At 67.1% G+C, this 20,359-nt stretch carries 14 protein-coding genes and 1 CRISPR repeat array; of the genes, 9 read left to right on the top strand and 5 right to left on the bottom strand.

All coding sequences use genetic code 11. From position 1 onward, the window contains the following. Window positions 1-107 precede the first annotated feature (107 nt). Window positions 108-2,666: a type IA DNA topoisomerase gene (locus QZX93_RS01840; RefSeq protein ID WP_295388850.1), complete on the top strand. Its 2,559-nt coding sequence runs from the start codon at window positions 108-110 to the stop codon at window positions 2,664-2,666. Between the two features lie 490 nt (window positions 2,667-3,156). Here QZX93_RS01840 and QZX93_RS01835 read toward each other — a convergent pair whose 3' ends face one another. Then, a complete protein-coding gene (locus tag QZX93_RS01835) occupies window positions 3,157-3,792 on the bottom strand; it encodes a hypothetical protein (RefSeq protein WP_295388849.1) in 636 nt (211 codons plus the stop codon). Window positions 3,793-3,809: 17 nt separating this feature from the next. Next, a complete protein-coding gene (locus QZX93_RS27240) occupies window positions 3,810-6,413 on the bottom strand; it encodes a DEAD/DEAH box helicase (RefSeq protein WP_366759490.1) in 2,604 nt (867 codons plus the stop codon). A gap of 226 nt (window positions 6,414-6,639) precedes the next feature. Between QZX93_RS27240 and QZX93_RS01820 the strand changes: the two genes are divergently transcribed. The 7 genes from QZX93_RS01820 (at window position 6,640) to puuE (ending at window position 14,050) form a co-directional block, all read left to right on the top strand. Continuing rightward, window positions 6,640-7,584 carry a zinc ABC transporter substrate-binding protein gene (locus tag QZX93_RS01820; protein ID WP_295388848.1) on the top strand — a complete coding sequence of 315 codons (945 nt, stop codon included), beginning with the start codon at window positions 6,640-6,642 and terminating at the stop codon, window positions 7,582-7,584. Beyond that, window positions 7,581-8,303: an ABC transporter ATP-binding protein gene (locus QZX93_RS01815; protein ID WP_295388847.1), complete on the top strand. Its 723-nt coding sequence runs from the start codon at window positions 7,581-7,583 to the stop codon at window positions 8,301-8,303. The genes QZX93_RS01820 and QZX93_RS01815 overlap by 4 nt, the downstream gene beginning before the upstream one ends. Window positions 8,304-8,343: 40 nt before the next feature. Beyond that, the gene (locus QZX93_RS01810) at window positions 8,344-9,207 is read left to right on the top strand and encodes a metal ABC transporter permease (RefSeq protein ID WP_295388846.1); all 864 of its coding nucleotides are present in this window, start codon (window positions 8,344-8,346) and stop codon (window positions 9,205-9,207) included. 259 nt (window positions 9,208-9,466) lie between these two features. Next, entirely contained in the window at window positions 9,467-10,429 is a 963-nt protein-coding gene (gene pip, locus QZX93_RS01805; protein WP_295388845.1) for a prolyl aminopeptidase, read from the top strand. Beyond that, window positions 10,426-10,863, top strand: a complete 438-nt coding sequence (dtd, locus tag QZX93_RS01800) for a D-aminoacyl-tRNA deacylase (RefSeq protein WP_295388844.1) — start codon at window positions 10,426-10,428, stop codon at window positions 10,861-10,863. Before pip ends, dtd begins: the two co-directional genes overlap by 4 nt. A gap of 210 nt (window positions 10,864-11,073) precedes the next feature. Continuing rightward, window positions 11,074-12,912: a dihydroxy-acid dehydratase gene (gene ilvD, locus QZX93_RS01795; RefSeq protein ID WP_295388843.1), complete on the top strand. Its 1,839-nt coding sequence runs from the start codon at window positions 11,074-11,076 to the stop codon at window positions 12,910-12,912. 226 nt (window positions 12,913-13,138) lie between these two features. Then, on the top strand, window positions 13,139-14,050 hold the full coding sequence (puuE, locus tag QZX93_RS01790; RefSeq protein WP_295388842.1) for an allantoinase PuuE: 912 nt from the start codon (window positions 13,139-13,141) through the stop codon (window positions 14,048-14,050). Window positions 14,051-14,534: 484 nt separating this feature from the next. Further along, window positions 14,535-15,225: direct repeats of the CRISPR family, unit length 35 nt; unit sequence CTTCAATGAGGCCCCGGCGAATTCGCCGGGGAAAC. Between the two features lie 199 nt (window positions 15,226-15,424). On the opposite strand, the gene cas2 is transcribed toward puuE, so the two are convergent. Next, the gene (cas2, locus tag QZX93_RS01785; RefSeq protein ID WP_295388841.1) at window positions 15,425-15,718 is read right to left on the bottom strand and encodes a CRISPR-associated endonuclease Cas2; all 294 of its coding nucleotides are present in this window, start codon (window positions 15,716-15,718) and stop codon (window positions 15,425-15,427) included. Window positions 15,719-15,818: 100 nt separating this feature from the next. Continuing rightward, window positions 15,819-17,633: a CRISPR-associated endonuclease Cas1 gene (cas1, locus tag QZX93_RS01780; protein WP_295388840.1), complete on the bottom strand. Its 1,815-nt coding sequence runs from the start codon at window positions 17,631-17,633 to the stop codon at window positions 15,819-15,821. Between the two features lie 245 nt (window positions 17,634-17,878). On the opposite strand from cas1, the gene QZX93_RS01775 reads away from it, so the two are divergent. Next, window positions 17,879-18,466, top strand: a complete 588-nt coding sequence (locus QZX93_RS01775) for a Uma2 family endonuclease (protein WP_295388839.1) — start codon at window positions 17,879-17,881, stop codon at window positions 18,464-18,466. 104 nt (window positions 18,467-18,570) lie between these two features. Here the strand turns inward: QZX93_RS01775 and csb2 are convergent, their stop codons facing one another. Then, a complete protein-coding gene (gene csb2, locus QZX93_RS01770; RefSeq protein WP_295388838.1) occupies window positions 18,571-20,154 on the bottom strand; it encodes a type I-U CRISPR-associated protein Csb2 in 1,584 nt (527 codons plus the stop codon). Window positions 20,155-20,359: the final 205 nt, after the last annotated feature.

The following is a 20,359-nucleotide window of genomic DNA, read 5'->3' as shown; positions in this document are numbered from 1 at the left end:
CTGTTATTAGCGTCTCACGGTTTGTCCGGGCGGTGTCTACGCGTGCAGGTGCTCCATGGGTTTTCTTGGCGCCTTGGCGTGAGCAAATTCCGGTTTTTGGTTGACGCATGACCATCGTCGTCATCGCCGAGAAGCCGAGTGTTGCCCGCGATATCGCCCGCGTCCTGGGGGCCAACCGCAAGGGCCAGGGTTGTCTTGAGGGTAACGGCTACTGTGTCACCTGGGCCTTCGGGCATCTGGTCCACCTGGCCGAGCCGGACGACTATGGTCCACCCTGGAAGGGGCGCTGGTCGGCGGCGCAACTGCCGATGTTTCCGGAGCGCTGGAAGCTCAAGCTGGATGCCAAGACGGCCGATCAGTTCAAGATCGTCAAGGCGCTGATCAACGACCCGGGCACCGAGCGCCTGGTCTGTGCCACGGACGCCGGGCGCGAGGGTGAGCACATCTTCCGGCTGATCTATGAGCATGCGCACTGCCGCAAGCCGTTCGATCGGCTGTGGGTGTCGAGTCTCACCGATGACGCCCTGCGCGCGGCCTTTCGCGCGCTCAAGCCCGGCAGTGCCTATGACGACCTGGCCCGCGCGGCGCGTGCCCGCGCCCAGGCCGATTGGCTGATCGGCATGAATCTGACCCGCGCCTATACGGTCCACAACCGGGTCCTCTGCACCATCGGCCGGGTGCAGACCCCGACGCTCGCGATGATCTGCGCCCGCGATGCGGAGATTGCCGGATTCACCAAGACCCTCTTCTATGAACTGCTCGCGCACCTGGCCGAGGGCTTTGTGGCGCGCTATAGCAAGGAGGGCGAGACCCGGATCGACAAGAAGGAGGACGCCGAGCGCCTGCACGCCGAGATCGGCGCGGCGATCGAGCCGCAACGCACCGGCACCGTGCGCGAGCTGCAACAGCAGATTCAGCGCAACCGGCCGCCGCCGCTCTATGACCTGACCACCCTGCAGCGCGATGCCAACCGCCGCTTCGGCCTGACCGCGGCCCAGGTCCTGGAGCTGGCCCAGTCGCTCTATGAGACCCACAAGCTGATCAGTTATCCGCGCACCGAGAGTCGGCATATCGGCGAGGACCTGGTCGATCGGCTCCCCGATATCCTCAAGGGCCTGGACCACCCACAGGCCCCGGCCGCGCTGGCCCGGCTGGCGGCCGGTCACCGCCTGGGCCGCGCCTATGTGGACCAGACCAAGCTCACCGACCACCACGCCATCCTGCCCACCGGCAAGTCGGCCCCCGCTGGCCTGAGCGGGCCGCTGCGGCGCGTCTATGACCTGGTCCAAACCCGCTTTGTCTGCGTCTTTCTGCCCGATCAGGTGGTGGAGGAGACACGCGTGGTGCTGGCGATCGGCGGGGCCGACTTCGTGGCACGGGGCGCGCGGGTGATGGAGCCGGGCTGGACCCTGGCCGATGGGGGCACGGCGGCCGGGCGCGCCCAGGCGTCCGGCGCCGGGTCCGCTGCGCCGGCCGTGGGCGGGGAGGGCGCCGAGCCTTCGGTCGAGCCGAGCGAAGAGCAGGTCCTGCCGCCGCTCGCACTCGAGCAGCCCGTACATGTCGATCGTCTGGAGGTGCGCGAGCGCGAAACCAGCCCGCCGCGCCCCCTCACCGATGCGACCCTGTTGGCGGCGATGAAAAACGCCGGTCGCACCATCGAGGACCGGGACCTGGCGCGGGCGATGAAGGCGAGCGGGCTCGGCACCCCCGCGACCCGGGCCGAAACCATCGAGAAGCTGATCCGCACCGGCTATGTGGAGCGCCAACGCAAACAGTTGCGCGCCACCGAGAAGGGGCGGGTGCTGATCGAGCGGGTGGCGCTGCCGCTCAAGAGCCCGGAGCTCACCGCCGCCTGGGAGCAACAGTTGCGCGAGGTGGAGGAGGGCACCCGGCCGGTGGCGGAGTTCAATCAGGGCATCCTGGACCTCGTGCGCGAGTTGATCCCGCGGGTCTGGCAGGGGCCGGCCTTCTCCCCTGAGCAGGTCGACCAGGCACGGGCGGCCCGGCCGGGTGGCGCGACCCGCGGCGGCAAACCGGGCGCGGCGCCCCGGCCGGCCGGGCTCGGCACCTGTCCGCTATGCCGCCAGGGCGAGCTGATGGAAACCGCCCGCGCCTTCGGTTGCAGTCGTTACCGCGAGGGCTGTGCCTTCACGGTGTGGAAGACCATGGCGGGGGTGAAGCTGACCAAGGCCCAGGTGCGTGAACTCTTGAGTGCGGGGCGGATCGGTCCCCTTGAAGGCTTCCAGTCCAAGGCCGGCAAGCCATTCACGGCCGCGCTGCGTCTCAATGCAGATGGGCGCGTGGAGTTCGACTTTGGCGCGGCGCCGGCCGCGATCCACGCGGATACCGCGTCCGCCCCGCCCGCGGTTCAATCGACGCCCGCCCCGGTGGGCGACCGTGGCCCGGTTGGTTTCAACTGCCCCAAGTGCGGCCAGGGGCAGATCATCCAGGGCCATCGCGGTTTCGGCTGCAACCGCTATCGCGAGGGCTGCGACTTTGCGATCCTGCGCGAATTCGCCGGCAAGGTACTCACCGACCCACAGATCGCCGCCCTGATTCGGGACCGCCGCACGCGCCCCATCAAGGGTTTCACGGATGACCAGGGCAACCGCTGCGATGGCCGGTTGGAGTTGGACGGTGCATTCAAGGTGCGCCTGTGTCCGTAGCGTGTCCTATGCCTCGCTCCCTGGTTACCAAGCTCCGCTTGGTAACCCGGCCCGGGGAAGGTCTGCTGCCAGTCGCGCGTCCCGATCCGTTGGCCCGTGGCAGTCATAACCCGGCGAGCGTATGTACCAGGCTCTATCCTCCAGGCGACGAAAAGCGGCTGAGTCATGCAATCACCTAGCAGCCTGTCGGGCTTGATGAGGTAACCGATTGAAGTTAAAGAGTTTTCGCTTTTTAGGCGTAAACTTTTTATCTTTTATAATCAAGTTGTTACGTTGCAAGTCCGACAGCCTGCTAGGCATCAGGCACCAGCGGCTTTCTGCGCCTTGCCCAGGAATACGAGGCGGCCTTTGGTCGCGGTGCCCTGAACAGTCTTATCAGGGAAATTGTGCCGGACGAAGACTATGTTCCGGATGTCATCCGAGCTTATCCTTGCAGCGGACCCTACAGATTTCGGATTTGCCCGCACTGGGGTGCAGCGCCCCTGGTGGTTTACTGCGCCGCTGGCCGTCCGGCCGGCGGGGGGGCCGGTGCGTGGTGGACGGCCGAGGCCGATCTGGGGGTGGGGGCTGGGGCCGACGCGGGGATCGGGGTCTGCTGCATGCCTGCCAGCAGGGCCCGGATTCTGGCGACCTCGAGCTTGAGCCCCGGCGGCAGGCTGCCCTGGATCGACTCCAGTCGGGCCATCAGGGTCTTGGCCAGTCCCGGCTGGTTGGCGGCGATGGCGCCCTTGATCTGAGGGATCAACAGGGCGGCCTGCGTGCCGGTGGTCGCGGTGAGCCCACGGCCCTTCTCCACCAGGCCCTGGGTGGCCGTGCGCAGTTGCGCCTCGGCCGCCCGCCCCGCCTCCTTGGCGGCTTGGCCCGCCTCCTTGGCCGCCTCCCGGGCCTGCCTGGCCCGCTCCAGCAGGGCCGGCGACAGTCCGGGGGGTGGCGGCAGCGCTCTGGAGGTCGCGCCGGGGATCTGCGCGGGCGGCTTGGACAGCGCGCCGGGGGCGGTCGATGTCACCGGCTTGGGCGTCTCGCCCAGCGCCGCCTCCGGCGGCTTGGGCGGTGCCTCGCTGGGTCCGCAGGCGCCCAGCGTCAGGCCGGCGAGCGCGATCAGGGTAAGCGCAATCTGCTTCGTCATCGGGCCCTCCTCAGCCATCAATCACGCGGCTTTTTGCGGAAGCCGCCCTGGTCCGCGCGGGGTCCGCGGGGGCCACGGTCGTCCGCCCGGAAGGAGCGCGGCGCCGCCCCGCGTGAGTCGTCGCGCGGCGGGCGCGGGCTGCCGTCACGCTCCTCGCGACGCGGACGCTCGGGGCGGGGCGCGCCCTCCATCACGGAGATCTGTAGCTCCTTGCCGCAGACGAAGACCCGCCTTAAGTGCTGGAAGATCTCCCGCGGCATGCCGGCGGGCAGGCCGACGATGGCGTGATCGTCCTGGATGTCGATGTGGCCGATATAGCGGCCTTCCAGCCCGGACTCGTTGGCGATGGCGCCGACGATCTCGCGCGGGGTGACGCCGTCACGGTGTCCGACCTCGATGCGATGCTGCACCAAGTCGACCCCACGATCGCGGTTGCCGCGCTCCTCACGCTCACGCGGCGGCCGCGAATCCGGGCGTGCGTCGGGGCGGAACTCCGGCCGGGGGCGGTCCTGATAGCCCTCGCGCGGGCGCTCCGCCGCGAACCTTGGGTCACGGTTGCCGCGGTTGTCGTCCCGGCCGTCGTCACGGTTGCCGTCGCGATTGCCATCACGGTCGCGGAAGGGTGCTTGCCCCGGGTCGCGGAAGCTCGGCTGCTGGTCGCCGCGCAGCGGCGGCCGGGTGTCGGCGCGGAATGGGCGGTCGTCGCGTGCCGGGCCGCGCTCGCGATCGAAACGCGGGCGCTCGCCCTGGACGTCGCGCTGCGGGTAGCGGGGTTCCTCAGGACGGGCACGCACCCCCTGGTAGGGCACCTGGGTCGGTTGGCGATCGCGCTCGCCGCCGAACGGACGGTCGTCGCGCTGGGGCTGGCGTTCGCGGTTGTAGTTGGGTGCCGGGCGCTCCGCGCGGTTGTCGAAGCGCGGCTGCGCGTCGCGGTCGCCGCGCGGGGGGCGTGGGCCGCGGTCGTCGCCGCGCCCGGCCGGGCGCTCGTCGCGACCACCGTAGGGCGGGCGGCGCGGGCGCTCATAGCCGCCGTCGCGTGAATCGCGGCGTGGCTCGCGGGGCGTCTCCTTCACGTCTAACGGACGCTCGCGCTGGGCCAGGTAGGCGGCCGCGGCGGCGATGTCCTGGAGCTCCAGCTCCTGCTCCTTGGCGACGCGGGCGATCAGCCGGTAGAAGAAGTCCATGTCCTGCTCGGCCAGGGTCTCACGCAGTTGCGTGGTGAAGCGGTCGATGCGCGAGGCACTGAGCTGTTCGGCGGAGGGGGCGGACATCTCGGGGATCTGGCGGCGGATGGTGCGCTCGATGGAGCGCAGCAGGCCGCGCTCGCGCGGCTCCACCATCAGGATCGCCTTGCCCTGCCGGCCGGCCCGTCCGGTGCGCCCGATACGATGCACATAGGCCGAGGGGTCGGTGGGGATGTCGAAGTTGACCACATGGCTGATGCGATCCACGTCCAGCCCGCGGGCGGCCACGTCGGTGGCCACCAGGATGTCGAGCTGGCCGCCCTTCAAGCGGTCGACCGTGCGCTCGCGCATCTCCTGGTTCATGTCGCCGTTGAGCGCCTCGGCGGCGAAGCCCTGGGAGCGCAGCTTGTCCACCAGCTCAGTGGTGCCGCCCTTGGTGCGGACAAAGATCAGCATGCCATCGAAGGTCTCGAGCTCCAGGATGCGGGTCAACACGTCCGCCTTGTGGAAGCGGGTGACCACGACATGCTGCTGCTCGATGGTGTCGACGGTGGCGGTGGCCGACTCGACACGGATCTCGACCGGGTTATTCAGGTGCTCACGGGCGACCTTCATGATGCCCGGGGGCATGGTGGCGGAGAACAGTGCCACCTGACGCGTCGGCGGGCTCTGCTGGAAGATCCAGTCGATGTCCTCGGCGAAGCCCATGTTGAGCATCTCGTCGGCCTCGTCTAGGACCAGTGCCTTTAGCCCGGCCAGCGACAGGGTGCCGCGGCGCAGGTGGTCCATGACCCGGCCCGGGGTGCCGACGATGACCTGGGGTGTGCGTTGGATCTGACGGACCTGCAGGCCGTAGCTCTGCCCGCCGTAGATGGGCGCGACATGGAAATTGGGGAGGAAGTGGGCGTAGCGCTGGAAGGCCTCGGCCACCTGCAGGGCCAGCTCGCGGGTGGGGGTCAGCACCAGCACCTGCGGGGAGGGGGCATCGGCCTCCAGGCGCGAGAGCAGCGGCAAGGCGAAGGCGGCGGTCTTGCCGGTGCCGGTCTGGGCCTGGCCCATGACGTCGCGGCCGGCCAGCAACGGGGGGATGCAGCGCAGTTGGACCGCGGTGGCGGTCTCATAGCCCAGCTCGGCGACCGCGCGGGCGACGCCCGGTGCGAGATTCAGGATGGCGAACGAATCCTCCGGGATCGCCTCGGTCGGTGCGGCGGCCGGCTGGGCGACTGACTCCTTAACGGTCTCGACCTCGGCCTGGTCGCCCGGGGTGGCGGCCGTGACTGGTGCGGCCGCGGCGACGGTCGGTTCGGCTTCAGCGGGCGGCGCCGTTTGCTCGGCGGCCGGCGGCGCCTCGATGCCGGTGGTCTCGGTGGTGGTCAGCTCGGCGTCGACGCGTTGCGCCTCGTTGCCGGCTGCATCGGCAGTATTGTGGTTATCCATTGGGGAGGGGTGCCTCACGGGGGTGGGTGTACTGCCTGGTATGCGTCCAGGGAGTGCATCATCCAACAGGAGTGCGTCCGAGGAGGGGGCCGGCAGGGGGAGTCGCGGGAAACCGGGCATTATGGTCCGGCAGCGATCACAATGCAATGTCCTGCGCGGCCGGTGTCTCCCGCGAACGCGGATTGAGGTATCATTCCCCCTCTATCAGTCCTGTCGGGTGCTTGCTGTGTCTGTTGATTTCCGCCGCGACTTCCTCCGTTTTCTGGCCTGGTGTCCGGCCGGCCTCGCGCCGGCGCTGGTCCTGCTCGGGCTGGGTACACCGGTGCGCGCCCAGGACGCCCCGCCAAGCGCCGCGCCGCTGTCGGTCTTCGTCAGCGTGGTGCCGTTGCAGACCGTTGTTGAGCGCATCGGCGGCGATCAGGTGCGGGTGCGCTCGATGGTTCAGCCGGGCCAGAATCCGCACACCTACGAGCCGACCCCGCGGCAGGTGGCGGACTTGTCCGGTGCCGAACTCTATGTCCGCGTCGGCGTACCCATGGAGGACGCCTGGTTGCCGCGCATCCGTGCCACCAACCTGGGGCTGCGGGTGCTGGATGTCCGCGACGGTTTGCCGCTGCGCCCCAGTGACCCGGTGGTACCGGTCGACGGTACCGAGGCGGCGCATGAGGGTCACGACCACGGCGCCGAAGACACCCATGTCTGGACCAGTCCGCCGCTGGTGAAGTCGATGGCGGCCGCGATCCGCGATGCACTGAGCCAGCGGCGGCCGGGGCAGGCGGCCTTGTTCGCTGCCAACTATGCGCGCCTGGCCGCCGAGCTGGACGCGCTCGATGCCGAGATTCGGCTAAAGCTCAAGCCCTTGCAGGTACGTCGGTTCCTCGTCTTCCACCCGGCCTGGGGTTATTACGCGCAGACCTATGGGCTCACCCAGGTGGCGATCGAGTTCGAGGGTAAGGAGCCCGGCCCGCGCGCACTGGCGGGCCTGATCGACGCGGCACGCGCGGCCGGGGTGCGGGCGGTGCTGGTCCAGCCGCAGTTCAGCCCGCGGGCGGCGCAGCAGGTGGCGGCGGCCATCGGTGGCCGGGTAGAATCGGTGGACCCCTTGTCGGCCGACTATTTCGGGACCCTGCGGCGGGTTACCGACCTGATCGCTGGGGGTGAGGCGCCGTGAGCCAGTCCGTCATCGAACTGGTGGGGGTGAGTTTTTCATTCGGCGACGCGCCGGTGCTCTCCGACATCAATCTGGCCATTGCCCCGCGCGAGTTCGTCGGGCTGGTCGGTCCCAATGCCGGCGGCAAGAGCACCCTGCTCAAGCTGATCCTCGGGTTGCTGGTGCCCCAGGTCGGGCGCATCCGGGTGCTTGGGCTGGCGCCGCGCGAGGCGCGCCGTCGCTTGGGCTATGTGCCCCAGTATCCGACCTTTGCCCGCGATTTTCCCATCTCGGTCGAGCAGGTGGTGCTGATGGGCCGGCTGGGACCCGGGCTCGGTTGGTACAACGCGGCGGATCGGGCGGCGGCGCGGCGCAGCCTGGAGGAGGTCGAGGGCCTGGACCTGGTCCCCCGGCGCATCGGTACACTCTCCGGCGGTCAGTTGCAGCGCGTCCTGCTGGCGCGCGCCCTGGTGAGCGACCCGGAGATCCTGATCTTGGACGAGCCGACGGCCAATATCGATCAGCGGATGGAAGGCGATATCTTCGACCTGCTGGCGCGACTCAAGGCGCGTCGGACCATCCTGGTGGTGTCGCACGACATTGCATTCATCTCCGGCTATGTGGATCGGGTGGCCTGTCTCAATCGCACCCTCATCGCCCACGACACCGCCGCGATCGATGCCGACCTGATTCACCGGCTCTATCCCGGCGACGTGCGGGCCGTGGCGCATGTGCATTAGCCGCAAACACAATTCGTCCGCAAATGAACGCAAATGAACGATGAATGAATTCTTAAGCGCACTCGCCGATCATGCCTTTCTGCGCACGGCGTTGTTGGCGGGGCTCCTGGCCAGTGTCGGCTGCGGGGTGATCGGCAGCTATGTGGTGGTCAAGCGGATCGCCTTCCTGGCCGGCGGGATCGCCCATTCGGTCCTAGCGGGCATGGGGGCGGCGCTCTATTATGGCTTCGATCCGGTGCTCGGGGCACTGGTGGCGGCGGTGGTGGCCGCGCTCATCATCGGAGTGGTGCGCCTCGCCTGGAGCGCCCAGGAGGACACCCTGGTGGGCGCCATCTGGGCCATCGGCATGGCCATCGGTATCCTCTTCATCGCCAAGACCCCGGGCTATAGCGCGGACCTGATGAGCTATCTGTTCGGCAATATCCTGCTGGTCCCGCCCCGCGACCTGTGGCTGATGGCGGGGCTCGACCTGGTGCTGGTCCTGACCGTTGCGCTTTGTTACCGGCAATTCTTGGCGGTGAGCTTCGATGAGGAGTTTGCCCGGCTGCGCGGGGTGCCGGTGGCCTTTTTCTATTTGCTGCTGCTGTGCCTGGTGGCGGTCACGGTGGTGCTGTTGATTCAGGTGGTGGGGCTGATCCTGGTGATTGCGCTACTGACCCTGCCGGCCGCCGTGGCCGGTCACTGGGTGCATTCGTTGGGGGGGATGATGGTGATTGCGACCCTGCTTGGGGCCGCGCTCACCGCCTCCGGGTTGGCCCTGTCGTATGGGCCGGACCTGCCGGCCGGGCCGACCATGATCCTGCTTGCCGGGGCCGTCTATGTGGTGTCGGCGCTGCTCAACGCCGCGTGGCGGGCCTGGCGGGCGCGGCGGGCGGGCGGCGCGATGATGAGGTCGGCGGAGTGACAAAACCCCCGTCGCATCCCGCGGCGGGGGTGTCGCCAGGCTTGGTCTGGTGTCCAGCGTGTGCAACCGCGCTTGAGCGGTTCGTCCGTCCGTGGGGTTCCAGGAGGCGACAGGGTCAGTATCCATCGGGTCGACACCGCTGTCCGGGCCGACCGGGCCGTTGCTGTGTCGGCAATCTCGCTCGGTGCTGTAGGGATATTCTCACACTGTCCCGCCGAGCCGATTGCAGCCGGCCCGTCCGCCCCTTATCCTGGGGTCCATGAACACTACCCAGCATGACCTCTATCCCCCGCTCACCCCCTATGCCGCCCATGACCTGCCGGTCGGCGAGGGACATCGGCTCTATGTCGAGCAGTGTGGGCAGGCGGACGGCATCCCCGCGGTGTTCCTGCACGGCGGACCGGGCGCCGGGTGCGAGGCCGCGCATCGCCGCTTCTTCGACCCCGCGCGTTACCGCATCGTCCTGTTCGATCAGCGGGGCTGCGGCCGCTCCACGCCCCATGCCGACCTCACGGCGAACACCACCTGGGACCTGGTGGCGGACCTGGAGCGCATCCGCGAGCGGTTGGGGATCGAGCGCTGGCTGGTGTTTGGCGGTTCCTGGGGTTCGACGCTGGCGCTCGCCTATGCCCAGACCCATCCGGAGCGGGTGCTGGCCCTGGTGGTGCGCGGCATCTTTCTGTGCCGGCCGCAGGAGATCCACTGGTTCTATCAGGAGGGTGCCAACTGGGTCTTTCCAGATTACTGGACCGACTTTCTGGCCCCCATCCCGGCGGATGAACAGCACGACCTGCTCGCCGCCTACCATCAGCGCCTCACCGGCAGCAACGAGGTCGGGCGACTGGCCGCCGCCAAGGCCTGGTCGATCTGGGAGGGACGCACCGCGACCCTGTTCCCTAACCCCGACGTGCGTGCCCACTTTGCCGACGCCCACGTGGCCATGAGCCTGGCGCGGATCGAGTGCCATTATTTCGTCAACGACGCCTTCCTGCGGCCCAATCAACTGCTGGAGGATGCGTCGCGCCTCGCCGGTATCCCCGGGATCATCGTGCAGGGGCGCTATGACCTGATCTGTCCGCTGCGCTCGGCCTGGGAACTCCAGCGCGCCTGGCCTGCGGCGGATCTGAAGGTGATCCCGGATGCCGGTCATTCGGCCTTCGAGCCCGGCATCCGTGCCGCGCTGGTGGCGGCCACCGACCACTTCGCCCGGCTGCTGGGATGATCGGCCTGCTGCAGCGCGTCACGCAGGCCCAGGTGCGGGTGGACGGCGACCTCATCGGGTCGATCGACACCGGGCTGCTGGTCCTGGTGGCGGTGCAGCCGGACGATACCGAGGCGCGCGCCGAGCGCCTGCTGGAGCGACTGCTGGGCTATCGGGTCTTCCCCGACGCCGACGGGCGCATGAATGTGAGCCTGCGCAGCCGCGGCGGCGGTCTGCTGCTGGTCCCCCAGTTCACGCTGGCGGCCGACACGCGCAAGGGCACCCGCGCCGGCTTCACCGCCGCCGCGCCGCCCGCGCTGGGTGAGCGCCTGTTCAGCTATCTGGTCGCAACGGCCCGCGCCGCCCATGCGGATCTCGCCACCGGCCGCTTCGGCGCCGACATGCAGGTCAGCCTGGTCAACGACGGCCCCGTAACCATCTGGCTGGAGGCCTGAGGCTGGCTGCGTAGCCTCAGCGCGGGCCGGGGTCTGTGACCCCGGCCCGAACGTTTAGGACGCCGGCCGACTGGCCTGCGCAGGTCGCCGACAAGGTTCCGGGCGGGGCGCATGCCCCACCCGGAGCGGGCGCACGGATTTCATTTGTATTGCTTGCGTGGTTCGCGTGCCGATTGCCGAACCGCATGCACCGACCACAGAGACCCCACCATGCCAGACTACCGTTCCCGTACCACCACCCACGGCCGCAACATGGCCGGCGCCCGCGCCCTCTGGCGCGCCACTGGGATGACCGACGGCGACTTCGATAAACCCATTATCGCGGTCGTCAACTCATTTACCCAATTCGTTCCAGGCCATGTCCATCTCAAGGACCTGGGGCAATTGGTGGCGCGCGAGATCGAGCGTGCCGGTGGCGTGGCCAAGGAATTCAACACCATCGCCATCGATGACGGCATCGCCATGGGTCACGGCGGTATGCTCTATTCACTGCCGTCGCGCGACATCATCGCCGACTCGGTGGAATACATGGCCAATGCCCATTGTGCCGATGCACTGGTGTGCATCTCCAATTGCGACAAGATCACCCCCGGCATGTTGATGGCCGCGCTGCGGCTCAATATCCCCGCGGTGTTCGTCTCCGGTGGGCCCATGGAGGCCGGCAAGGTCCACCTTGCAGGCCGCGGCGACCTCAAGCTCGACCTGGTGGACGCCATGGTCACGGCGGCCGACCCCCGCGAGAGCGATGCGGACGTGGCCGCCATCGAGCGTTCCGCCTGCCCCACCTGCGGCTCCTGCTCCGGCATGTTCACCGCCAACTCCATGAACTGTCTCACCGAGGCGCTGGGGTTGAGCCTGCCCGGCAACGGCACCCTGCTCGCCACCCATGCCGATCGGGAGGCGTTGTTCCTCCAGGCCGGGCGGGTCGCGGTGGACCTGTGCCGCCGCTGGTACCAACACGACGACGCCAGCGCCCTGCCACGCACCATTGCCAGCCGGGCCGCCTTCGAGAACGCCATGGCGCTCGACATCGCCATGGGCGGCTCCACCAACACCGTGTTGCACCTGCTGGCGGCCGCCCACGAGGCCGAGCTCGACTTCACCATGGCCGACATCGACGCACTGAGCCGCCGGGTGCCCAACCTGTGCAAGGTCGCGCCCTCCACCCAGAAATATCACATGGAGGACGTCCACCGGGCCGGCGGCATCCTGGGCATCCTGGGCGAACTGGACCGGGCGGGTCTGATCCATCGCGCCGTGCCCACGGTCCATTCGGCCACCCTGGGCGAGGCCCTGGACGGCTGGGACATCGCCCGCGACAGCGTCACCGCCGCCGCCCGCGCCCGGTTCCTCGCCGCCCCCGGGGGCGTCCCCACCCAGGTCGCCTTCAGCCAGGCGAACCGCTGGCCGGATCTCGATCTCGATCGCGAGACCGGCTGCATCCGCGACCTCGACCATGCCTATTCGCGCGACGGCGGGCTTGCGGTGCTCTTCGGCAACCTGGCCGAGCAGGGCTGTATCGTCAAGACCGCCGGGGTGGATGCGTCCAATCTCACCTTCACCGGCCCGGCGCGTATCTTCGAGAGCCAAGAGGCGGCGGTGGCGGGCATCCTGGGCGACCGCGTGAAGGCGGGCGATGTGGTGCTGATCCGCTACGAGGGACCCAAGGGCGGCCCCGGGATGCAGGAGATGCTCTATCCCACCAGCTACATCAAATCCAAGGGGTTGGGTAAGGTCTGCGCACTGGTGACCGACGGGCGCTTCTCGGGCGGCACCTCGGGGCTGTCCATCGGTCATGTCTCACCGGAGGCGGCCGAGGGCGGCCTGATCGCACTGGTGGAGGAGGGCGACGTGATCGACATCGATATCCCCAACCGGCGCATCGAGCTGAAGGTAAGCCCGGCGGCGATCGAGGCGCGCCGTTGCGCGGTGCATGCGTGGCGCCCGATCGGTCGCGAGCGCCCGGTGTCGGCGGCCCTGCGCGCCTATGCCGCGCTCACCACCAGCGCAGCCTTTGGCGCGGTGCGGGACCTGTCTCAACTGGATTGATTCGGGGATGGGTCGGGGCGGGTTTGCGACCCGCCCCGACGCCGCGCCTACCGTGCCCGATGGGCCGGCGGGTCTAATGATGTCCTCCTCGCCCGGCATAACGGGTTTGGCTGCGGGGGTCTGGTTGCCCCCTGCGCTCTCCGACTGCGCTCTTCACGGGGGCGAGCGGGTCGCGATGGGGGCATCTTAATGCCTCCCCGATGTTAACGCAAATGCTAAGTATTAAATGGTCGACCTGATTTATCCGAGAGATCTTGTCGGTTATGGCCGGCAGACGCCGGACCCGCGCTGGCCCAGTGCCGCACGGATCGCCGTGCAATTCGTGCTCAACTACGAGGAAGGCGGCGAAAGTTGTGTGCTGCACGGCGACCCCGCCTCCGAGTCCTACCTGTCTGAGATGGTCGCTGCACAACCCTGGCCGGGTATGCGCAACATGAACATGGAATCTGTCTATGAATACGGCCCGCGGGCCGGTTTCTGGCGGCTTTGGCGATTGTTCACCGGGCGGGGGGTGCCGCTCACGGTTTATGGCATCGCCACCGCGCTGGCCCGTAATCCGGAGGCGGTCGCCGCCATGCAAGAGGCCGGCTGGGAGATCGCCAGCCACGGGCTCAAATGGATTCAATACCGGGATGTCAGCGTGCCGGAGGAACGCCGCCACCTCGCTGCGGCGATCCGCATTCACACCGCAGTGACGGGCGCGCGTCCGCTGGGTTGGTATTTGGGTCGCTGTTCGGAAAATACGCGCAGGCTGGTGATGGAAGAAGGCGGCTTTCTCTACGATTCCGATTCCTATGCCGACGATCTACCCTATTGGGTTGACGGGCCGCACGGGCCGCATCTGGTCATACCCTATACCCTGGACAGCAACGACATGCGCTTCGTGGTGTCGCCGGGCTTTAATTGTGGCGATCAGTTCTTCAACTACCTGCGCGACAGTTTCGACGTACTCTATGCCGAAGGGGCGGTGGCGCCGAAGCTGTTATCGATCGGTTTGCATTGCCGTCTCAGCGGCCGGCCGGGGCGCATCGCGGCACTGGCGCGTTTCATCGATTATGTGCTGGGGCATGACGCGGTGTGGGTGACACGCCGCATCGACATCGCCCGGCATTGGTGGGAACACCATCGGCCCTTATAGCACCGCACATAAATCAGAGAACCTGATCTCGCCTCATCGCTTCATACCTGTGGTTCTCCGAAACTTCCAAGGCGCTCAACCCGGAAAGAGCAGTTATCGCGCCAACGCGCCAAGCTCGCCAAGGCTTGTCAGTGCATTATCGGCGTTGTACCAATCACCTAGGGGGTGAACTTTATCGTCATGCCCCGGCGAATTCGCCGGGGAAACCGCAGGGGGCTTGATCATAATTCCGGCCAGGCGATCGTCGGCACAGCGGACCCTAGCAGCCTGTCGGGCTTGATGAGGTAACCGATTGAAGTTAAAGAGTTTTCGCTTTTTAGGCGTAAACTTTTTATCTTTTATAATCAAGTTGTTACGTTGCAAGTCCGACAGCCTGCTAGGGCTTGAGCGCGCCCGTAGGGTCCGCTGCGCGGACCAGCGACCTCGCTTCCATCTGCGGCGGCCGATATTATGATCAAGGCCAGCCGCGGGCGTGGGCGGGGCTGTTCAATGAGGCTCCGGCGAATTCGCCGGGGAAACGCCGCGGGCGCTCACCCAAGAGGACCTGGACCATGCCTGCTTCAATGAGGCCCCGGCGAATTCGCCGGGGAAACTCCCCCCGTGGCTGGGCGGCTTGCTCGAAATCTACCAGCTTCAATGAGGCCCCGGCGAATTCGCCGGGGAAACAGCTGATTGACGCGCTCAAAGCGACCGCGTTCAAGGGGCTTCAATGAGGCCCCGGCGAATTCGCCGGGGAAACGCCATGGGGCAGCCCCCAGACCAGATAGACCGGAATGCTTCAATGAGGCCCCGGCGAATTCGCCGGGGAAACCTTGTTCATGGGTAACCATAATAATCAGTCTGGTTTTAGCTTCAATGAGGCCCCGGCGAATTCGCCGGGGAAACAACCGCGCGACCAAGCCCGCAAAGCCCAGTTCGACGCTTCAATGAGGCCCCGGCGAATTCGCCGGGGAAACGCGGGTGCTGCCATTGTTGATACCCTGACTTTTTCACTGGCTTCAATGAGGCCCCGGCGAATTCGCCGGGGAAACGGGGCTCAATCTCATCGACCGCTTGCGCCTCTACGCTCCTTCAATGAGGCCCCGGCGAATTCGCCGGGGAAACTCCGTTGATTAGATTGAGACTGTGGAAATTGAGCACCTTCAATGAGGCCCCGGCGAATTCGCCGGGGAAACCGCCCGGCCCCGAGCCCGCTGGTGGCGCGGCTTGCGGGGCACTTTGCGAGCGCTGGTCCGCGAGGGGCCGGTGCTCGGTCCTGATGGTCATGCACGGCGGCATGATTCTAACCCAGTTGGCTGATTTTTCAAGTGTCGATTTTTGCGAGCGCTGCCGGGGGTTGGCGCAGCACTGGAGCGCTCGCGGGCCGCGGCGGGGTCAGACGATCACTGGTTCGTGTTCGATGGTCACAAATTCGGCCTTGCCCAGGCTGACGACGCGCGGGATCACATTATCGGCGACCCCCAGGTCGAGCAAGACGATGTGGTCTTCGTCGTGATCGATGATGCCGTCCAACAGCGCGATCAGCTCGGCGTGTTGCTTGGGGCTCAAGCGGCACTGGAAGACTGAGAGTTGCACCCATTCTCCATAGCCCTTCATGAGCTTGAAGATACGGCGCCAGCGGCGCTGGTCGGAGATGTCGTAGGCGACGATATAGAGGCGCTGGTCCATGATGGAAGGGTCCGGTGGATGTTGGTTGGCTTCCGGGGTGGTCTTGCCGCTTTCCCCCACCCCAACCCTCCCCCACGAGGGGGGAGGGGGCAACGCCTGGTCAGCGGGGCGTGAAGTTGGGGTATTCGGGCAATTCGCCCAACAGGTGCCGGGCGAGCAGCCGGGCCTGGAGTTCGAGTAGCCGCCGATAGCTGACGCGGTAGCCAAACAGTGGGTGGGTCACCTCCAATGACATGCGCCGCTCGAAAGTGCCGATAAAGCGCTTGCGCCCATCCGGCGTCAGGTTGACGCTGCCGGCGGCCTGGACGAAGTCGGTGGGTCGGACTTCGCCATTGTTGATGGCCTGGATGACGGTGGAGTCGGCAATGAGCGGTCGGAAAGGCTCCATCAGGTCCAGGGCGAGTGCGGGGCGACCGTAGCGCGGTTGGTGATAGAAGCCCAGATAGGGGTCCAATCCGACCGCCGAAAGGGTGACCAGCCAGACACGTACCAACAGCGCGTAGGCATAGGAGAGCATGGCATTGACCGGATCGGTGGGTGGGCGGCGGTTGCGGGTCTGGAAATCGAATACGAAGTTGCCGTCCGGGCCGGTGTGGTTGATGAGGTGGCTGAAGTTCCCGAAATAGCGGGCGGCGGCGCTGCCCTCGACACCAAGCAGGGCCTCCAGGTCGGCCACGCGGGTGAGGCGCCGGGTGTCGCCGCTCATGGCCTCCAGCAGGTCGGCGGGCGCCTCGCCGCTTTTCCAGTTGCGCCGCATCAGGCTCCGGGCGTTGCGGATCTTGGCGTCGATCAGGCCCTTGGCCAGGCGCAGGCAGAAGCCCCGGTCGTCGGCGGCGCGGAATTGGGCGCGCCGCAGTTCCACATTCTTGTGACCGCTGCCGATCGTGTGACCCATGAACCAGCCGCCGTGGCTGTGCCAAGTAATCGGAATACCGCGCGTCATGAGTTCGTTGAGCGCGGGGGTGGTGACATAGATGTTGCCGAACAGTGCGAGTTGAGAGCAGTCGATGAGTCGCACGGTCTGGGTCTTGACGTCGTCGATAGAGATCTCCAGGCATTCGCCGGCCTTGGCCACCTTGGCGTGGAAGGCCTGGACATAGACCGGCATGGCGCTTTCCAGCCCGACCACCAGCGGGCGGGGGGCGATGTCGGCGCCGCGGAAGAAGCCGATCTCATCGGGCAGGCAGATGCCGACCAGCGAACAGCGCGGACACTTGGGGCTGTCCTCCAGGGGGGCGGGGATGGTTCCGCCGCTGGCGACAAAGCGCAGGGCGTCGATGGTGTTCTTGGTGAGTCGGCGCAGGTCGTCGGTGAACTCCACGAGTACCCGCTCGCGGCTGCCGGCAAAATAGAGCACACCGGCCTCACACCGATAGCCATGTTCGGCCAGGATCATGCCCTGTACGCACAGTTGCACGCGCTCCGGGTCATAGGCGCCGTGCTCGATGTGAGGGCGCTTGCCGCGCTTGTAATCGACCGGGGTGACCGCGAGTCCCTCGCCCTCGATCAGGTCGAGTCGGGCGATGAGCCCGAGTCGGTTGGATGAGAGTGTGATGGAGCGGGCGTGGATCTTCTCCATCACCTCGCCCTCGTCCTCGGCGGCCTTGGGGGTGCTCCGCGCCTTGGGTTCATCGGCGGTCTGGGCGGCATCGTTTGCGGCGTCCTTCGTTTTCTTGGCGAGCGCGGCGGCGGGTGGGAGTTTGCCGCCGGGTTTATCCACCCGCCGGTGGACGTGGCGGCCCTCCACCGTATCGCTGGAGTCCTCCCATTCGCCCTGCACCCATTCCAGGTAGGCGAGCCGGGGGCAATAGGCGTATTCGTTGATCATGCGCGCGGGCAGCAGCGGGACATCCCGCACCATCTCCGGGAAGGGGAGTTCCAGATCGAGTTGTACGGCGTGCTCTTCATTGGCCATGGCGGTCTCCGTCTGACATGGGTGGGGGTGGCCGCGGCCGATAGCCGCGGTCGGGGTGAATCTGTTGCCGGCGCTGTCCGCCGTGCGGCTGACATGACTGGTCCCGTAGGAGCGGCCCCCAGGCCGCGACGGGTCGCTGCGAGGCGCGGCGGCCTGCGTTATGATCAAGGCCCCGCGCGGACTGGGAGTGCCGCCCCCGACTCGCGGCAACCGGCCCGGCCGGACCAACAACTTGGAGGTCCTTGATGTCCCTACCCGCATTGGCGCAGCCCACCGACCGTTTCAGCTGGAGCGACTACCAATCCTGGCCGGACGACACCCGTTGGGAACTCATTGAGGGGGTGGCCTACGCCATGGCCCCGGCGCCTTCGATCAAGCACCAGGACGTGGTCGGCCGATTGTTCAGCCGGCTCGAACAGCAACTCCGGGGCCAACCCTGTCGCCCCTTCGTCGCCCCCACGGATGTGAAACTCTCGGAATCCGACGTGGTCCAGCCGGACATTCTGGCGGTCTGCGACCCCGCCAAGATCACCCCGAGCCACATCGAAGGCGCCCCGGACCTGATCGTCGAGGTCCTCTCTCCCGGGACCTCGGTCAGGGACTTGCGCGATAAGAAGGCGCTCTACGAACGTGCCGGGGTGCGCGAATATCTGGTGGTCGATCCATTGGAGCAGTACGCCATCCGCTTTCTCCTGGGCACCGATGGCTATGACAAGGGTGCCGTCTTCGCCGCCAATGAGACCCTGACCCTAAGTTCAGGCACGCTACCGCCCATCGAGATCCCGTTATGGGAAGTCTTTGAGGTGCCGGGGCCGGTGCCCGCGGTCGAGTGAATGCCGGCCGGGTCGGGACCCGGTGGGAGCGGCTTTAGCCGCGACGCGACCGCGCAAGCGGCCAGGGCCTCGTCGCGGCTAAAGTCGCTTCCACGGGGACGCTTTCATCGATCTGCGCCGCGTGCGCCGACCGCTTTGAAAAGCCCCAAGCCGAAGTGGCACCCAAACCCCAGTGCCAAGGGTCCGGTGATCGGCTCTGAGAACTCCAGTCGAATCATGCTTCCGTGCCGATCGGGCTGCTCCAGGCCGCGTTTGCCGCGGAAGCGGTGGAAATCCAGCGCTCGCGGCTTGGCGTCTGGTCGCGGCTCCACCAGGCTCGGCTCCGGAAGGCCGCGCGCGCGGCATTCTCGTGCGATCTGTTCCGGCACCTCGAAGCCGCGCTTACGGTGCCAGGGATGCAGGTAGGGTGTCACCGATTCCCAGCAGGCGGACGTGCGCAGTAAGGGTGAGTGCGGTGCGAAGTCCACTGGTTCACCGAGCCCTTCCAGTAAGACCCGCCATTCGGCCCCCTCATGCGTGTAAATGGCCGCGAGTTCGCCGATGGCGGCCTGGGCCTGAGCGTCAAGCCCGTCGGGGGCGTGGACCACCAGGTGGTCGATGCGACCGTGCAGGTTCGCTTCCGGCAAGAAGAAGGCGTGACCATGGCGGTTGCCGCTGGGCAGACCATGGCCGGACAGGCTGGCCGGGATCACCTCGCCGGGCAAATGGCGGGCGCGGCTCATCAGGGCGAAGCGTAGCAACTCCCCTACTCGGACGGCATCGGTCATACGCGGTAAGGGCTTGCCATACAGCGCAAAGCGGGCGGTCGTGACGGGATGAGTCGGACGATTCCTCCTGGTCGGCGCCGGTCTGGCCGCCATGAACCGGAGCGCGTCTTTGGGGCGCAGGTAATAGACCTGATGTGCAGCCGGGGGTGAACTCCAACCGGCGGATTGGAGGTCGCCGGTGTCCAATGAGATGGCGTCCAGCCAGCTTTCGGGCAGGGTTGCCAGGATCTCGGTCGGCACCTTGGTCTTTTCCGGGTCAGGCGGCTTCTTCTTGCCCTCGGCAATGGCCTGGGCGCGTTTTACATGGACATCCGCCTTGGCGCGGGCGAGGGCGGCGTCCAACTGGCTGGCGCGAATCGCTGCGTATCGCTCAGGCGGGTGCGGCAGCCAGAGTGGGATCAGGTCGCCGCGGACCTCACCGGTCTTGGTGTCGATGGCCTCCTCGGACGGATAGCAGTCGCAGGTACCCGACCAATCCGTGATTCGGCTGGCCGACACCCAGGACTCGGCCCGGCCCAGGTAGCCGATGGCCATCAGCAGTGCGTCCAGCAACTGCGCCTGCGGCGGGGTCAGGTCGGCGCTCGGCCACTGAATGATCAACTGTGCTTCCCGGCCGACTTGGGCGAAGGCGTCAAAGATCAGGCTCTGTTTGTCGCGCACCGGCATGTAGTGCCGGGTATGGAAGTGTACGGTCTCCGGCAGGGCGTAGTTCGGCGGCTCCGTTGCCAGCGTTGCGAGGAGGTCCGTCAAGCGCTCGACCGGAAACTGCTCCGGGTTGAGTTTCCGGTGCCAGGTAGCGATGAGCGCGCGGGTCAGTCGCCACGCATCCGGTGGCCAGCCGACGTCCGCCTCGTTGACGTGACGGCCCCAGGGTGTGCCGTGGTAGCGGCCGGCGGGGAAGGTGAGGGCGAGGGTGAGCATGAACTCACTCCTTTGATGCGGATGGTTGACTACCCTCGTCTTTTATGCAATCAAGTTTCCTGATTGGGCCTTGATCATAAATCCGGCCAAGACCTAGCGTAGGGCTTGGTGAATCACCGCAGGAGAGCGGCAGGACCCGCGAAATTGTGTACCCTTGGAAGTGCAAACAAACCGAGGGTGAAGCACCATGTTCGAAGGTCCTGCC

It is taken from the genome of uncultured Thiodictyon sp. (assembly GCF_903946935.1).
In the GTDB taxonomy this organism is placed as follows: domain Bacteria; phylum Pseudomonadota; class Gammaproteobacteria; order Chromatiales; family Chromatiaceae; genus Thiodictyon.
This window is presented reverse-complemented; position numbering and strand designations above follow the sequence as displayed.

Excerpts from the sequence above, each read along its gene's own strand:
- QZX93_RS27240 (WP_366759490.1), bottom strand. The coding sequence starts at position 6,413 with ATGGATAACCACAATACTGCCGATGCAGCCGGCAACGAGGCGCAACGC.
- ilvD (WP_295388843.1), top strand. The coding sequence starts at position 11,074 with ATGCCAGACTACCGTTCCCGTACCACCACCCACGGCCGCAACATGGCC.
- cas2 (WP_295388841.1), bottom strand. The coding sequence starts at position 15,718 with ATGGACCAGCGCCTCTATATCGTCGCCTACGACATCTCCGACCAGCGC.
- QZX93_RS01810 (WP_295388846.1), top strand. The coding sequence starts at position 8,344 with ATGAATGAATTCTTAAGCGCACTCGCCGATCATGCCTTTCTGCGCACG.
- QZX93_RS01775 (WP_295388839.1), top strand. The coding sequence starts at position 17,879 with ATGTCCCTACCCGCATTGGCGCAGCCCACCGACCGTTTCAGCTGGAGC.
- pip (WP_295388845.1), top strand. The coding sequence starts at position 9,467 with ATGAACACTACCCAGCATGACCTCTATCCCCCGCTCACCCCCTATGCC.
- csb2 (WP_295388838.1), bottom strand. The coding sequence starts at position 20,154 with ATGCTCACCCTCGCCCTCACCTTCCCCGCCGGCCGCTACCACGGCACA.
- puuE (WP_295388842.1), top strand. The coding sequence starts at position 13,139 with ATGGTCGACCTGATTTATCCGAGAGATCTTGTCGGTTATGGCCGGCAG.
- dtd (WP_295388844.1), top strand. The coding sequence starts at position 10,426 with ATGATCGGCCTGCTGCAGCGCGTCACGCAGGCCCAGGTGCGGGTGGAC.
- cas1 (WP_295388840.1), bottom strand. The coding sequence starts at position 17,633 with ATGGCCAATGAAGAGCACGCCGTACAACTCGATCTGGAACTCCCCTTC.
- QZX93_RS01840 (WP_295388850.1), top strand. The coding sequence starts at position 108 with ATGACCATCGTCGTCATCGCCGAGAAGCCGAGTGTTGCCCGCGATATC.
- QZX93_RS01835 (WP_295388849.1), bottom strand. The coding sequence starts at position 3,792 with ATGACGAAGCAGATTGCGCTTACCCTGATCGCGCTCGCCGGCCTGACG.